The organism is Caulobacter sp. 602-1, from assembly GCF_003931565.1.
Lineage (GTDB): Bacteria > Pseudomonadota > Alphaproteobacteria > Caulobacterales > Caulobacteraceae > Caulobacter.
The window spans coordinates 235,625-251,733 of record NZ_RRYI01000004.1; the positions used below are offsets into that span (position 1 = coordinate 235,625).

Annotated in this window: 9 protein-coding genes and 1 pseudogene; 6 read left to right on the forward strand and 4 right to left on the reverse strand. The window is 67.3% G+C overall.

Annotation, left to right across the window (positions count from 1 at the left end; translation table 11 throughout):
• Positions 1–27: 27 nt before the first annotated feature.
• From EIK80_RS13700 to EIK80_RS27035, 6 genes and pseudogenes are all read left to right on the forward strand, one after another.
• Positions 28–759, forward strand: a complete 732-nt coding sequence (locus EIK80_RS13700; protein ID WP_125157560.1) for an ABC transporter ATP-binding protein — start codon at positions 28–30, stop codon at positions 757–759.
• Positions 756–3,125, forward strand: a complete 2,370-nt coding sequence (locus EIK80_RS13705) for an FtsX-like permease family protein (RefSeq protein WP_125157561.1) — start codon at positions 756–758, stop codon at positions 3,123–3,125. Before EIK80_RS13700 ends, EIK80_RS13705 begins: the two co-directional genes overlap by 4 nt.
• A gap of 2 nt (positions 3,126–3,127) precedes the next feature.
• Positions 3,128–4,324: an efflux RND transporter periplasmic adaptor subunit gene (locus tag EIK80_RS13710; RefSeq protein ID WP_125157562.1), complete on the forward strand. Its 1,197-nt coding sequence runs from the start codon at positions 3,128–3,130 to the stop codon at positions 4,322–4,324.
• A gap of 92 nt (positions 4,325–4,416) precedes the next feature.
• On the forward strand, positions 4,417–5,259 hold the full coding sequence (locus EIK80_RS13715; RefSeq protein ID WP_125157563.1) for a universal stress protein: 843 nt from the start codon (positions 4,417–4,419) through the stop codon (positions 5,257–5,259).
• Positions 5,260–5,286: 27 nt separating this feature from the next.
• A complete protein-coding gene (locus EIK80_RS13720) occupies positions 5,287–7,797 on the forward strand; it encodes a cation-translocating P-type ATPase (RefSeq protein ID WP_125157564.1) in 2,511 nt (836 codons plus the stop codon).
• A gap of 58 nt (positions 7,798–7,855) precedes the next feature.
• Positions 7,856–8,064 (forward strand): annotated as a pseudogene (locus EIK80_RS27035) (integrase); the annotation flags it as partial.
• A gap of 1 nt (position 8,065) precedes the next feature.
• Here the strand turns inward: EIK80_RS27035 and EIK80_RS13730 are convergent.
• The 4 genes from EIK80_RS13730 to EIK80_RS13745 form a co-directional block, all read right to left on the reverse strand.
• Positions 8,066–8,476 carry a hypothetical protein gene (locus tag EIK80_RS13730; protein ID WP_125157565.1) on the reverse strand — a complete coding sequence of 137 codons (411 nt, stop codon included), beginning with the start codon at positions 8,474–8,476 and terminating at the stop codon, positions 8,066–8,068.
• Between the two features lie 319 nt (positions 8,477–8,795).
• Positions 8,796–12,386: a hypothetical protein gene (locus tag EIK80_RS13735; RefSeq protein ID WP_125157566.1), complete on the reverse strand. Its 3,591-nt coding sequence runs from the start codon at positions 12,384–12,386 to the stop codon at positions 8,796–8,798.
• Positions 12,387–12,901: 515 nt separating this feature from the next.
• Positions 12,902–14,020 (reverse strand): PepSY domain-containing protein, encoded by a 1,119-nt coding sequence (locus EIK80_RS13740; protein ID WP_125157567.1) that lies wholly within the window; start codon positions 14,018–14,020, stop codon positions 12,902–12,904.
• 2 nt (positions 14,021–14,022) lie between these two features.
• Complete coding sequence (locus tag EIK80_RS13745; RefSeq protein ID WP_125157568.1) at positions 14,023–16,092, reverse strand: TonB-dependent receptor; 2,070 nt, start codon at positions 16,090–16,092, stop codon at positions 14,023–14,025.
• Positions 16,093–16,109: the final 17 nt, after the last annotated feature.

Sequence of the window (16,109 nt, forward strand, 5' to 3'; positions counted from 1 at the left end):
CAGGCGGTGGATCGGGGAGGGTCGGCCATGTCCGTCAACGATCCGTCGCCGCCGTCGGGATCGGCTTTCCGGATCAGCGGCCTGTGCAAGGTCTATCCGACAGGGGCCGGCGACGTTCACGCGCTGCGGGGCGTTGATCTGGTGGTCGCGCCCGGCGAGACGCTGGTGCTGCTGGGACCTTCGGGCTCGGGAAAGTCGACGCTCCTCAACATCCTCGGCGGCCTCGACCACGCCACTTCCGGTTCGGTCCGGTTCGGCGAGGCCGAACTCGCTGGCGCCAGCGCCGCGGCCCTGACCCGTTATCGACGCGAGAGCGTCGGCTTCATCTTCCAGTTCTTCAATCTCGTCCCCAGCCTGACGGCGCGGGAGAACGTCGCCCTGATCACCGAAATCGCCAGCGATCCGATGAGCCCGGAAGAAGCCTTGGCGCGCGTCGGTCTGGCCGACCGCATGGACCACTTCCCCGCCCAGCTTTCCGGCGGCCAGCAACAGCGCGTGGCGGTGGCGCGAGCTATCGCCAAAAGGCCGGCGCTGCTGCTCTGCGACGAGCCGACCGGCTCGCTCGACAGCGAGAGCGGCGTCCAGGTGCTCGAAGCCATTGCCGAGGTGGCCGGGGACGTCGGCGCAACGACGCTGATCGTGTCGCATAACGCGTCCATCGCCGCGATGGCCGACCGGGTCATCCGCTTTCGCGATGGCCAGATTACCGAGATCGCGACCAACGCGCGCCGGACCCCGCCGCGGGAGATGCGCTGGTGAGACCCGCCCCGCTAGACCGCAAGCTGCTGCGCGATCTTTGGCGCATGCGCTGGCAAGTGGCGGCCATCGCGCTGCTGATCGCCTGCGGCGTCGCTGTCGCAGTGATGGCGTTTTCGGCCCAGCGCGCCCTGGCCGAGGCCCAGCAGGCGTTCTACGCCGGGACACGTTTCGCCGACGTCTTCGCCAGCGCCAAGCGCGCGCCGATCTCCCGCGCGCGTGACCTGGCCGCCATTGATGGGGTGGTCGCCGCCGACGCCCGGATCGTTCAGTCAGGCCTGATGGACGTGCCCGGTCTCCAACGCCCGGCGACGGCGAGGCTGATTTCCCTGCCGGACGATCCGGAGCGGAGCCTGAACCAGGTTCGTCTGGTGCAAGGCCGCATGCCGGATCCGACGCGGATGGGCGAGGCGGTGGCGCTCAAGACCTTCATGGACGCCGCTGGGGTGCGACTGGGCGAGCCCCTGAAGGCCACCATCAATGGCCGCGAGATCAACCTGATCATCGTTGGGGCGGTCTTGTCGCCCGAATATGTCTACGTGCCGTCTTCCGAGTCCTTCATGCCCGACGACGCTCACCAAGGGGTGATGTGGGCGCCGCGCCGGACGGTCGAACGCGCGGGCGGGATGAGCGGGGCGTTCAATTCCGCGAGCCTGATCCTGGCGTCGGGCGCGTCCCTACCGGCCGTATTGGCGGAGGTCGATCGCTTGCTCGCACCCTACGGCGGGCGCGCCGCCTACGCCCGCGCCGACCAGCCCTCGCACGCCTTCCTGGACGCGGAGCTGAAGGAGCTGTCCACCTCGGCCTCGATCCTGCCGCCAGTCTTCCTGATCGTCGCCGCCAGTCTCGTGCATCTGGTCGTCAGCCGCCTGGTGGACGCCGAGCGAGAGCAGATCGGTTTACTCAAGGCTTTCGGCTACCGCGACCGGGACGTGGCCTGGGTCTATCTGCGAATGGCGGCCGCGATCGGCTTGGCCGGAGCCTTGGCGGGCGGGGTGGCCGGCGGGGCGCTCGGGGCCGCCATGGTCGACATTTACCGGGCCTTCTTCCGGTTTCCCGTGTTGAACATCCAATTCCACTGGACCGCCTTCCTGACGGCTTCCGGGGTCGCCGTGGCGGCGGCCGGGGTCGGCTCGCTGGCGGCCGTCCGTCGCGTGGTGGCCGTGTCGCCGACCGTAGCCATGCAGCCGCCAAGACCCGCCGCCTACGCCGTCACCCCGCTCGACCGCTTGACGGCAGGAGAGGCGTTCGACCAGGGCAGCCGCATGATCGTGCGCAGCCTGGAGCGCTTTCCGGGGCGAGCCCTGCTGACGGCCAGCGGCCTGGCCGCCAGCCTGGCCTTGCTGGTTGGGACGCAGTTCCTGTTCGACGGCATCGATCAGGTCGTCGATGCGACCTACTACCGGGTCCAGCGCTGGAGCGACGCCATCAGCTTCGTCGAGCCGAGGGACGCGGGCGCCGTCCGCGACGCGGCCCGAGGACCCGGCGTCTATGCCGCCGAGCCGACCCGCGTCGTGGCTGCTCGCCTGAAGGCCGGCGGCCAGCAGGAGACTGTCCGCATCCTCGGGCTCGAGCCAACATCCGACCTCCATCGTCCCCTCGACGCGGCCGGGCGGCGCGTGCCGTTCGAAGGACGCGGCCTGGTGCTCAGCGAGGCCCTGGCCACCCGCCTTGGCCTGGGGCCCGGCGACGCCGTTTGGACGGAGATCCTCGACGGTTCCGGCCCACGCGTCCTGTTGCCCATCACCGGCCTGGCCCGGGATTACAGCGGGCTGACCGCCTATATGAACCGTGCGGCCCTCAATAGGGTGATGGGCGAGGGGAACCTGGCCAGCGGCGCGGATCTGCTGGTCGCGGCCGACGCCCGGCCGGACTTCTATCGCGCCATCGAGCAAACGCCCCAGATCGTCGGCGCCTCGTCTCGCGACGACACCGTGGCCAGCTGGCGCCTGGTGATGGCGCAATCGTTTCGGACCGCGATCATCTTCTATCTCGGCTTCGCCGGAGCGATCGCGTTCGGCGTGGCCTACAACACCTGTCGCATCGCCCTTTCCGAACGCGGGCGCGACCTGGCGACCTTGCAGGTGCTCGGCTTCGGGCCGGTAACCTGCGCCTATGTCCTGGTCGGCGAATTGATCATCCTGAGCCTCCTGGCCATTCCGATCGGGGCGCTAGGGGGCCAGGCGCTGGCGCGCGGACTGGTCGCGGCCTATTCGCGCGAGGAGCTTCGCCTGCCGGCCGTCATCAACGCCGACAGCTACGCGATGGCGGTCGCCGTCTACCTGGCGATCGTGGTCGTCGCCTGCGGCCTGGTCGCCCGCCGAGTCTGGGCGCTCGACCTCGTGGCCGTTCTGAAAACGCGGGAGTAGAGATGGGCAAGATAGCTTGGCCTCGTTTGGCGCTGGTGGTGGTCTTGCTGGCCGTGGTGGCGGCCGTCGTTGCCGTCTGGGTCGCGCCGCGCTCCGTATCGGTGACGGTCGCTCCGGTCACCATGGGACCCATCGCCGACAGCGTCGCCGATCAGGGCTATGCGCGCGTGCGGGAGGCTTATGTCGTCTCGGCCCCGGTTTCGGGGCGGCTGCAGCGCCTGGACCTGCATGTCGGCGACCGGGTCGAAAAGAGCGTGACCACCATCGCGCGCATTCTGCCGTCCGGGGCCGAGCTGCTCGATCCCAGGACCCGGGCCCAGGCCGAGGCGAGCGTCGCGGCCGCGACGGCGGCCGTCGCCAGCACCCGCGCGCAACTGGACCAGTTGGCCGCCGGCGCCCGGCAGCTCGAAGGCGATCTCGCCCGCCAGCGTGAATTGGCCGCCAAGGGTTTCGCCTCACCCCAGGCTCTGGAGACCGCCGAGAACAAGGCGCGCGCCGCGCGCGCCGGCGTCCGCGCCGCCGAGGCCGAACTTGGCGTGCGCCGTTCCCAACTCAGCGTTGCGCGGGCGGCCCTGATCGGACCCGAGAAAGAAGGCTATGGTGCGGTTGCGGTCAGCGCCCCGGCCTCCGGCTATGTCACCCGAGTGCTGCAGGAGAGCGAGCGCACCGTCGCCGTCGGCGCGCCGCTGGTCGAGGTCAGCGACAAGGGCGGGCTGGAGGCGGCGATCGAGTTCCTCTCCCAAGATGCGGTGAAGGTCCGCGAGGGCATGGCCGCGGACGTGTTCGACTGGGGCGGTCCGGCGCTGCCCGCCGTCGTTCGCCGCATCGAGCCGCAGGGCTTCACCAAGGTCTCGGCGCTCGGCGTCGAGGAGCAAAGGGTTCTCGTCTTCCTGCAGATGAGCGGCGACCCGGCGGGCTGGGCCAGGCTCGGCCCCGGCTACCGCCTGTGGGGCAGGGTGTTCCTGCGACGCCAGCCCAGCGCGCTCAAGGTCCCCCTCGGCGCCCTGGTGCGTCACGGCGACGGTTGGGCTGTGTTCAAGGCCGATGGGGGCCGGGCGCGTCTGACGTCCGTGGACGTCGGGGTGATGACCGACCGCGAGGCCGAGATCCTCAAGGGTCTGCGCGCGCGGGAACGAGTCATCCTGTTCCCGTCCGACCAGGTCCGCGAGGGCGTCCGCCTCAAACCTCGAGCGAACTAGGCGCTTCCGAGCGCCTAGGATTGATGAGCATCAAGGCGGGTGCACGCTAGCCCATTGCTAATTCCACGAACCCGATTGGAAGCGTCTCGTAGATGAGCCTCAGCGACATCCTGCTTCAGATCGACACCTATCCCGATCCGACGCCGCCCGAAGCGATCGAGGAGGCCGTCGGGTTCGTGCGGCTGATCGGCGGCAAGGTTTCGGGTCTCGCCGTCGGCGTGAGCTTTCCGATCCACAGCAATCGCATCGCCGACTACCTCATCGGCCTGAGCAGCATGGCGGACGACGAGCAGGCCCGAAGTCTGGTCAATGGGCGCGCCAGCCTGGCGGCCTTCACCGCGGCGGCCGAAGGGGCCGGCGTGTTCGGACAGGCTCCGCTGGAACGTGCGGACTACTATGCCGTGGCCGAGCACGTAGCCCTGCGCGCCCGCACGCGCGACCTCTGCATGACGCCGCTCGGCAAGCCGCTGGACGGCCAGACCGAGGTGGCGACCAGCGTGGTCTTCGACTCCGGACGGCCCGTCCTCTTGTATCGTCCGGGATACTTGCCGGCGACCAAGCTCGGCCCCGCGGTCGTCGCCTGGGATGGCGGCCGGTGCGCGGCGCGGGCTTTGGCCGACGCGCTGCCGATCCTTGCCCGGGCCGAGACGGTTCGGGTGCTCGCGGTGGTCAACGAAAAGCCCGCCGCCGTGGCGGGTCTCGCCGCCGAGGCCGCCCGCCACCTGCAGGCCCACGGTATCGATGCGGCCATCGACGAGGTTGACGGACGCGACGCACCCATCGGCGAAAGCCTGGACGCCTACCTTGCCAAGGCAGCCTGCGATCTCCTGATCATGGGCGCCTATGGTCGATCGCGGGCGCGCGAGTTCATTCTGGGCGGGGCCACGCAACACATGTTGCGCGATCCCAAGGTTCCGCTGTTCCTGGCGCACTAAGCTTCTGTCGTTCGGGGATGTTGCGCCATGACGGTTGAGCTGGTGAGCGGCCTGGACGAAGCGGAGGCGGCCGCGCGCCTCGCCGCCGTGGGGCCCAACGAACTGCCGCGTATGCGGGAGCGCAGCTTCTTTCGCATCATCGGTGAGACGTTGCGCGAGCCGATGTTCCTGCTGCTGGTAGGGGCGGCGATCGTTTACCTGGCGCTCGGTGACCTGGGCGAGGGGCTCTTTCTGACCGCCGGAGCCCTGGCCTCGGTCGGTCTGGTCGTCATGCAGGAGGCCCGCAGCGAGCATGCCCTGAGCGCCCTGCGTGATCTGTCCCAGCCCTTGGCCCGGGTGCTCCGGAGCGGCGAGGAACGCCAGATTGCGGCCCGTGATCTGGTCCCCGACGACCTGCTGCTGATCGGCGAGGGCGAGCGCCTGCCGGCCGACGCCCGGCTGATCGCCGGCGAAGTTCTCGCCGTCGACGAGTCCGCCCTGACTGGCGAGTCCGCCCCGGTAATCAAGCCCCCGGCGATAGACAGCGAGCCTCCGGACAATCCGGCGCCCGGGGTCGATGGCGCGCCGGATCTCTTCGCCGGCACGCTCGTCGTCCGTGGCCAGGGCGTCGCGCGGATCACCCGGACGGGCCCGCGCTCGGCGCTCGGCCAGATCGGCGCGTCCTTGGCCGCGATTGAGCATCAACCGACGCCGCTTCAGAAGACCGCCGGACACCTCGTCGGTTGGCTGGGGGCATTGGCCATAGGGTTCTGCGTTCTGGTCGCCGCGGCCTATGGCTGGTTGCGCGACGACTGGGTGGGCGGCGTTCTGGCCGGGATCACGGTGGCGATCTCCTTGATTCCGGAAGAGTTTCCCATGGTGCTGGCCGTCTTCCTGGCGCTCGGCGCCTGGCGGCTGGCCACCCATCACGTGCTCACCCGCCGAAGCGCGGTCATCGAAACCCTGGGCGGCACCACGGTGCTCTGTGTCGACAAGACCGGAACCCTGACCGAGAACCAGATGCGGGTCGCCCGCCTGTGGACCGAAGCCGGGGATATTCTGGTCGAGGAGGGACGCCCGATCGACGGCCCCGCGGGCGCGCTGCTGGAACGCGCCGCCCTGGCCTCGGCCGTGCGGCCGATCGATCCGATGGACCGGGCCGTCCGCCATCTCTCGGCCCATGCCGTCGCGGACGGGGAGGTCACGGGCGTCGAACCGGAACGGGCCTGGCCCCTGCGTCCCGACCTGCTGGCCGTGGTTCAGGTCTGGCGCGGCGCCGGCGAGCAACGGATCGCCGCAGCCAAGGGCGCGCCGGAGGCGATCTTCGAGCTCTGCCGGCTGCCCGCTGCCGAGATCGCCCGGCTTCACGCCGTGGTCGAGGACTTTGCGCGGCAGGGACTGCGCGTGCTGGGCGTCGCCTCGGCCCGCGTCGACGGCGATTTCGCCGACGATCCCAGATCCGAAGTCTTCGCGTTCGCGGGGCTGATCGGCTTCGTCGATCCCTTGCGTCGGGATGTCCCGGCGGCCCTGGCCGAGGCGCGGGCGGCGGGCGTGGCCGTCATCATGATCACCGGCGATCACCCGGCGACGGCCCTGGCGACGGCCAGGGCCGCGGGACTGGATGTCTCGGCGGGAGTCCTGCTCGGGTCCGAGATCGAGAACCTGCCCTTCGCGACGCTCTGCGAGCGCCTGCGCAGCGTCCGGGTGTTCGCCCGGGTCGCCCCCGCCCAGAAGCTGCGCCTGGTCGAGGCGCTGAAGGCCGACGGCGAGGTGGTCGCCATGACCGGAGACGGGGTGAACGACGCCCCGGCCCTGGAGGCGGCCCACATCGGCGTCGCCATGGGCAAGAAGGGAACGGACGTCGCGCGCGAGGCGGCCGATCTCGTGCTGCTCGACGACAGCTTCGCCTCCATCGTCGGCGGCGTGCGTCTGGGACGGCGGATCTTCACCAACCTGCGGCGCGCCCTCACCTATGTGACCGCCATCCACGTGCCGATCGCCGGTCTGGCGCTCGCGCCGATCCTGCTGGGCTTGCCGCCTTTGCTGTTTCCGATGCACGTCGTCCTGATGGAACTGGCCATCGACCCGATCTGCGCCCTGGTCTTCGAGGCCGAGCCCAGCGACGCCCTGGCGATGAAGCGGCCGCCCCGCCGCCCCGACGAGCCGCTGTTCGGCCCGGCCCAGGTCGGCCAGGCCCTGTTGCAAGGTCTGGTGGTGCTCGCCGCGGTGCTCGGCGTCTATGTCTGGGCCTTGCACGGCCATACGGAGGCGCAGGCGCGGGGCGCGGCCTTCGGGACCCTCGTGCTGGCCAACTTGATCCTGGCCCTGGCCGACGCCGCGGCGTCGGGCAAGCTGCTGGCGCCGCATCGGCGCGCGTTCTGGACCATCGCGCTGACGATCACCGCGCTTCTGGCGGCGATCGTCAGCCTCCCGCCGCTCGCCGCGGTCTTCAAGGTGGCGACTCCGGACCCGCTGCTTCTGGTCGTCGTCCTGACGACGGCGTTGGTCAGCGGCAGCTGGACGACGATCGCTTTAAGGCTCCGCAGCGAGAGATATTGAACGCGGTAAGATGAGATGAGGGCAGTAGCCAATTCGCGGGAGGCGAACGTGGCGCGAAATTGACCTCGTCCCATCGCCGAAACGACCTTGGAACAACGGCCGCATCATCGGGCCCGTTCAAGCCGAGATATATCTGGGGAAGCGGAAGCAGCTCAAGGCGAACGGGCGTGTGCGCGAGCTCGCCATGTTCAATTGCGCCATCGACGCCAAACCCAGAGACTGCGTTCTGGTCCGCTGCTTGTCAGCGACGTGGCGCCCAATGGATCGACTACAAGTCCTTGAACTGGAGCACCACCCGAAGCTGTCCTGTCCGCGGCGCGATGAACGCTGAAGAGCGAGGGGCGGCGTCCGGCATGGTCGCTTCGACCGAGTACCGGCCTGGCGACAGCCGCAACAGCAGCCACGGCGCATCGCACTGAGCGCTAAGCACCGCTCGGCCGGAGGCGTCCCGCACCGTGACCGTGCCGCCAGTGAGGTATTCGCTGCGCGAATTAGCGAGCTCAACCCGCACGCCGTAGCTTTTCCAACGGGGGTCCGAGCGCGCTTCCAGGCCAATGCCCGTGCAGGCAACCTCGACGCCGTTCAGCCTAGTCTCAACGTCCACCGGGGTGATCGGCGGTGACGCAGGGAGGGACTGGGCGCTGACGAAAAGGACGGCGGCAACGGCGTGCGTGAGCATGACAACCCTCTCTCAAGGCTGGGCTGAAGCGTGTCCCAAGAACGGCGTGAAGGTTTTGACCTGCCTCAACCGCTGCGACGCCGTGTGAAGCGCTATCGGTCGTGCCGCCTTTAGGCTCTACCGAGCCCAGGGCTAGTCCTTGATTCATGTGTGAGACCCCTGCGTCGGGAGAAAGGGTCGTCATCGCCTTCACGATCTCAGTGCTGAATGTCGTCTTCCTGGAGGTGGGACAACGTCAGCAAATGGCGCGGAGCGGTTTGGCTTCGAAAGACCTAACGCGGCAGATTGCGTCGCCGGCTCCATGTCTTAAGAGAAACGGTTAGACTTTTTTGGTGGCTCTCTCCTTAGGGCTAGGCTTTTTTACTGCACCGGGAGGCTTGCGCGGAGCACCTTTGGCGGTCGGCTTGCCGCCGGCGATGGCGGCTGCGGTCTTCTGGATCTCTTGGTTGAGGTCGAGCACCATGAAGGTGACCTCAACCTCTTCTTCATCGCGCAAGTAGCGCGCGATGAAGCCTGGGGGCTGGTTGCCTTCAAGGGGAAGGCGTTGGTGGCCCTGATAGGTGAATCTGGGTGGGGCGTGGGAGCGAGCGATGTCTTCTAGGGTCGTCACGATCGAACCGATGTCGGGAACGATCGCGTATGTAAGGTGCGCGAAAACGCGGCAGGTCGAATAGCCGACCAGCTTCTGGAAGTGACCGCGCAACAGCTGCACCTGAGCGGAATTGGTCACCGGCGCGCGACAAACGATAGCCTCGACGACGGCTACGTCGGTTGTCGCATAGCGGATCGTTAGATCCCGCTCGCCCATATTACCGGCCGCCGAGAAGCCACCTTTAGATTGGTCGCCGACTTGCCAGCCAAGGTCGTGAACGCGAGTCTGCAACAGCTCCCGAAGGATTACGCTGACGTTGTCTTCCCAGTTGGGAAGGCCAAAGTAGCGGAGCGCCGAACGCAGGCCAACAAGACTCGCCGCGCCGTGCGAGAGATAATCCCGAACCAATTCGCCCGAGGTCCTGCGACCGAGGATCTTGGCTTGCCGCTCGACACCCGAGACGCGGAAATCGTTCAGTGCAGCCTTCACCGGTCCAATCTGGTCTTCGTTGAAGATGAAGGTTGCAGCCGCGTCGTAGCGAGCATTGGTGTTGATATGCTCGAGCGCAGCAGCCAGGGCAGGATCGCTCGCATGAGTCTGACGTCCCGCTTCGATCATCGCCAAAGCTTGTCGACCGTTGCCGAGGCGGTTCATCGCCACGGCCCGATAGGCCAGTTGCCGCGGGGACGAGGCGATCGCGTCGTTACGATCAAGGGTTTGGATCGCATCCCCGGCCTCACCGACGGCTAATTGCAGAAGGGCCAGGTTCTCGACCATGGTCTCGCGAACTGACGGGCCGACGACATCATCCAGAGCTTTGGACTCATCGATGAGCGCTCGCGCCTCACCGACACTTTCCTCGCCTAACCGCTCAAAAAGGTCCGTCCCGAGTAACAGGCTAATTCGGCTAGCCAGATGGTTAAGTCGATAGACGGGGATATGCGGACGTTGCCTGGCCAGGTTGCCGAAGAGGCGCTCGGCTTCTCCCATTTCAGCCTTGTTGGGCTGATCATAGGCAAGCAGGGCCTTATGGAACGAGAGGCTGTCCTCGGCTTCGTTGACTTCGAACGGTTTTAGCCCTTCAGGAGGCCGCAGCGCCGCCAACGCCGTGGGATCGCGCCGCACCCAGGCAAGACGGACCTCCACCTTGAAGTCCTGAAGCAAGGTCGCTGAGCGACTACGGCGACGCCCCGCCTTGGAATGGTTCAGAAAGTCCTCGGCCTGTGTGGCCAGCCCAGCCGAGACGAGCGCTTCGATCCGCGCATGGTCGCCGTCAAACCCTTCCTCGCCGATGGCGTCGGGTTCGATCTGTTCGATGCGTTTAATTATCGGCGACTTCTGCCCTGGTGGAACGAGGGTCGAAAGTTGAGCGAGGACATAGGGCTCCTCGACCCTAAGGATGGCGGCGAGGATGTCGTCTCGATCCGGCGGCGCCAGCACATTAAGGACCATCGACAGATCCTTGGCCAAGGGTTGATCGTCCGGTCCGAACGGCGAACTGGTCTCGAGATGGGGGGAGAATGCCCTTATCCGGCCAAGCACCGGATTGTAGTCGCGCCCGCTATCGATGGCTTGTTGCAGGGCTTTGATCAGGTCTGGCGAAGCAGGTTTCGGAACGCCCGCGATCGCCCGACAAAGCACGCGAATGTGCGCACGCAGCGCACGCGCGGCTTGAGACTCTAACCATAGCGGGCTCTGAGAGCGGCCATGCATAAGGGCTTTCAAATCAAGCGGTTTGAGGAAGAGCGCCCGTGTGGCTTTGTCCGCCTTGCTGGCTTGATCGAGGGCGGCGCAAGCACGCGGCGTCAGACGGCGTGTCGAGATCGTCAGATCGTCAGGCTTCAGCGCCAAAGCATAGGCGCGAATAAGCGCGCTCGCGTCATCCAGCACCGCGGCCGGACCAATAGACAGGAGGTCCAGCGCCGCATCCAAGATCCATGGCGCCGAGCCGGGGACGACAAGCGCCTGGATCAAATGGTTGAGCATTGCCGAGAGGGTCTCGGCGGCCTGGCCTTGTAAGGCTTCGCGCAGGATCGGGAGATAGGGCGATGGCGCCACGAGGTTTTGCACAACCTCACGGCGGGTCGGGCGGTGCAGGGCCGCCATCAGATCCGCGATTTCGCTTGCCCCATTCTGCGGCGGCTTCGCGGCGGCGAGCTGACGGGCCAGCGTCTCAGCGCAGTCGGAGAAGATCGCGATCTTGCCCGATCGTTCATCCTCCTCGTAGGACTTGCGGGCCCAGCCGCCTGGATTGTCCTCCCGTCGCGTGACCACGAGCCAAGCGGCCAAGGGAGCCGTTTTCGAATGAACGATCAGGTCGGCTAGCAGGATCGGATGACGGTTCACGTGCCAAAGCACCAGCACCAGCAGCGTGGGGTGCTCGACGGCTTGCTCGATCAGTTTCCAGCCGGCGTCGCGATGAGGGCCGTTGAATGGCTCACTGGCGAGATCGTCCAGAAGAAGGCGAACGAAATCGTATAGCGGCCCATCGATCACGCTCTCAACGAGCAGGTCGTCCATCGGCGGGTCGCCCAGCCAACGGGCTCGCTCAACCAAGGTGTTGGGCACGGGCGGCAGCGTTCTGCCCTGGCCCGATCCCCGAGCGTGCAGGGCTATCGTTTGGGAAAGCTCAGCGTGGAATGTCGGCCAGTCGGCGGCCGTAGCCTGCGCCAAGTAAGCGCGCGCGAGATCGCGAAAGGTTTCGGCGTCGGCGCTATTCCAGCAGAGATGCGGGATCACCTCGGGCGCTTGCAGCACGCGCCAGCGATCGCGCCACTGTTCGAGCCTGTCGGGACCAGACGCTATTTCCCAAAGTCGCGCCGCGACCCACTCGGGCCTCTGGCAGCGCAGGTCGCGTAAGCTCAGCGCCCCGCCTTCCAGCCCGTCGATTACCTCGCTCAGCGCGGGGTCATTTTTAAGCGCTGGATCGAACGACCACGTCATTTTGTAACGGGTGCGGATCACCGACCCGAGGGTCGCAAGCGCCGGGTCAGTCGAGTCCTCGATAGAGCGCGCCAGGGATGACGACGCCCATACGCGAGACCCTATAATTCGTATCCATCCGCCGGCGATCACCTGTTTGAACGGAAGAGAGGTCTTGGTCTGAGCTGCCTGATAGGCGGCCTCGAAAACGGAGAGATCGCCCTCGTGGTGCAGTGTCGCGCCGCTCAGCAGGCGAAGCATGGCTTCGTCCGAGAGCACGGTGTCGCCGCTCGGGGCCATAGGTATGCTGCGTTCAGGTAGATGGCGCGTCAAACGCTGCCGCAGGGCCTCACGCAACTGGTAGATGGTTGGCGCGGGGTGGCGATTCAGCGGCACTGGCTTGCGTCCAATGATAAGGCGGTTATGGGGCCATCGAGGTGAATGTGGTCACGCCGCCGGCCGGCGGCTTGATCGAGATCGATGACACGCCGCCTGCCCCGAAACCAGGCTGAAGTTAGTGATATTCCCGCTGGAATTGCAAGATTGCCGGGCTAAACCGAAGGGCATCATGCGCGCCACCTTGAAAGCGGCGCCAGTGAGACGGAGTGCCGCGGAATTTGCCCGCACAAGCGGTCGCATACGAAGTCTCTCGGCACGCCTAGCTCATGAATGTCGTATTCCTGGAGGCAAGCTAACGGCGGCTCCTGGCGCGCAGAAGCCGATGACGATGCCCCTCTGTAACAGCGGCCCCTAGGTCGGTTTCCCTCAGCTTCTGACGATGTGAGGTTCTGACCGCGCCGCCATGCCAATATGGCCGCCTTTCCACCTGGAATGAAATCCTCTCAGGCCTTCAGTTGTTTGCGTTTGAGAAGCCCCGAGAAGGCGGATTGCTTTGCGCGCAGGCCGATCAATCACCGTTGTTGGCGTCGCCGCCAACGCACGACGCCAACCAGCAGAAGCTGGCCTGGCGCTAGGCCGACGATCAAGGCTAGCACCCTTCCCGGCAAGCCGCCGGCTGATCCGTCGTGCAGCGGATGGATCCAGTTGAGCACCCGGTCATGGGGATTGGCCTGGCGCGCGTCGGTGATCGCGAGCACGCGGCCGCTGTCGGGGGACACCCATACGAAGCTGTGCGGGAAGCGGGGGCTCGGGTCGCCGTTCTGCCGCATCCTCAGGCGGTAGGTCCCATGATCGACGGCGGGCGTCTCGATCCAGACGAGGTCGGCGCAAGGGAGCGCCCCGTGCGCGATCGCAACGGCGCGATCCACGCTGATCCGCGCCTCTGGCCTGAAGGCGACCGACTGGGCGATCTTCGGCGACGGCGACGCCGAGCCGAGGACGGGCCTCAGCATCATCAAGCAGTCCTTGGGCATGGCCAGCAGGACGCCCGTCGCCGTCAGCAGCACCAGAAGCCCCATCGAGGCCAACCCCACCAGCTTGTGGGCGTCGTACAGCCGGCGGATCGGCGAGGCGTTGCGCTTGATCCGTAGCGCCTTGCCCAGCGTGCCCGGACGCGGCCACCACGCCACGAGACCGCTCAGCAGCAAAACCAACATCGCGATCCCGGACCACCCCAGGATCCTGGCGCCGACTTCTCCCACCAGCAGCCTGTGGTGCAGGTCGTAGATCCAGGTGACGGCGTACTCGCCCCAATAGTCCTTGCGCAGCACCCGCGCTCCGTCGGCCGAGAACCACACCATCATCGGGGCGAAGGCGCGGCCCGCGCGCTCGGGCGGCGCGTAGTAGCGGGCGGGGATGTCGCCACCGCGGCCGGTGACCTCGAAACGCCAGGGCCCCTTCTTGTCGGGATAGGTCGCCCGCGCCGTCTGGAGGACATGCTCCCAGCAAGGGGGGGCGGCTGCGCCTGACAAGCTGATCTCGGGATGCAGCGCGTCATCGAGCGCGGTGTAGACCACCAGGATCGAACCGGTTAGCCCGACCACGGCGAACAGGACGCCGAGCGACAGGCCCAGCCAGAGATGGACCTGCCGCGCGAGCGCGCGAACGGAGATCGGCGCGCGCGACGTCACGTTCAGTACCGGACGCGGGCCGAGACATAGGCCGCGCGGCCCTCGCCTGGGCTATGCAGGGTCTGGGCGCCATCCCACCAGACGTATTCGCGGCTGGCGTCCGCCAGGTTCTTGACCTGCAGGCGCAGCTCCAGCCGAGCATTGACCTGATAGGCTGCGTCCAGGTCGACCGACACGTAGTCGCCGTAGCGTCCATGGTCGTTGCTGGTCGTCAGCTCATAGGCGCTCTGGCCCGAGGCGGAGGCCGACAGGGTCAGGCGCTGGGACGCCTTGAAGTCCACGCCGCCGGAGAACATCCGTTCCGGAACGTGGTCGATCTTCTTGCCGGCCAGGTTGGGCGTGGCGGGATCGGGCGTACGGATGCGCGCGCGCTGCCAGGCGGCCGCGCCCCAGATCGCCAGGCGCGGCGTCAGCTTGGCGTCGACCTGCAGGTCCACGCCCTCGCGCTTGGTGGCGCCGAGGTTGTCGAAGTCGCCGCCGGGATCATTCAGCTTGCGCTTGAGCTCGCCGGTCGCCGTCTGGCCCCAGACCGACAGGCGGGTGGTGAAGGCGTCGGTCGGCGCGTAGCGGGCGCCAGCCTCCCAGCCCTCGTTGATCGAGGGATCGAGGTCCGTGGTGCGTGGCGGGATCAGATAGGCGCCGGAGCCGACACCGATCTGGAAGCTCTTGCCCCAGTTGCCGTAGACGGTGACGCCTTCGGCCGGGCGCAGGGCCAGGCTGAACTTCGGCTGCTGGATGGCGCCGTAGTCGTTCACCGGCGAGGCCTTGCCGGTCAGGCGGTTGAGGAACTGGCCGTCGACCCAGTCGATCCGCCAGGCCGGCGTCAGGGTCAGCCAGGAGGTCGGCTCGATGACGCTCTGAACATAGACGCCGCCCACCGTCAGGTTGAATTTCTGGTCGCGGGTCTGGGACGTCACGACGCGCTCGATGGTGTTGTAGCGCAGCGAGATGTTGTCCTGCCGCTGCACGTCGCCGCCGACCTCGAAGACCAGGCGCGACAGGGCCGCGACCTGGGGCTCGTAGCGCAGCGCGGTCATCGCGCCCCAGTGCTCTTCGTCGGCGTAGCGGCGCTGCTGGCTGGCGCCTGCGGAGTACTTCACATAGCGGTCGTCGCGCAGCGTGTTCAGGTACAGCGAGTTCGACCATGAAAGGGCGCTCGTCGGCGTCCAGTCGAGGTGCAGGCTGTACTGGCCCATCTTCCGCGTATCGCCGTCGGTGCGGTTGTAGTCGTTGGTCGAGCGCGGCGCGGCGACCGCCTGGGTCTCGGTCAGGTAACCCGGCTCGTCGGCGTTGCCCTTGTAGTAGCGGGCGATGACGCCCGCGCGCAGGGCGTCGTTGGGCTGATAGAACCACTTACCCGCCAGGCTCACTCGGTCCAGGGCGGCATGGTCGCGATAGCCGTCCGACTGGCGATAGGCCACCAGGTAGTTCTGGCTGATGTCGCCGCGCTCGTAGCCAGCCGAAACCTGGCCGTCATAGGTGGCGTAGGCGCCGGCCAGGACCTTGGCGTCCAGGTAGGTTCCGCCGACGCGGGTCAGGATATTGGTCGAGCCGGCGATGGCGTGCAGGCCGTAACGCGGATCGCTGGTGCCGCGCACCACCTCGACTCCGGCGATGTCCAGCGGGAACACCATGTCGAGATAGGGCATGTTGCCGTCGTTGCCGTTCGACGGAACGCCGTCGATCAGCAGCTTGACCGCATTGATCTCGCCCTCGCCGTTGAAGCCCCGGAACGAGAACTTGCCGCTGGTTGTCCCCTGGTTGAAGTCGGTGACGAGGACGCCAGGCATCTTGCCGATCAGCTCCCAGGCGTAGTCGACATTGGCGGCCTGGGCGACGTCGCCGCCAAGGCGGTCGACCGAGGTGAGCAGCGACTTGGCCGAGCCGGCCGCGCCGGCGGCGGTGATCAGCACCTCGCCGACCGTGAAGGACACGCCGTCGCGTGCGCTGGAGGCGTCCTCGACGGCGGCGGAGGGGGCGGCGGGCGGTGGCGCGGAGGCCGTGGTTTCGGCCAGTGCGGGGGCGGCCAACAGCAGGGCGGCGGTGCTCAGGAGCGTAAGGCGGAAGGACATGGAAGCGAGCCTTGTCG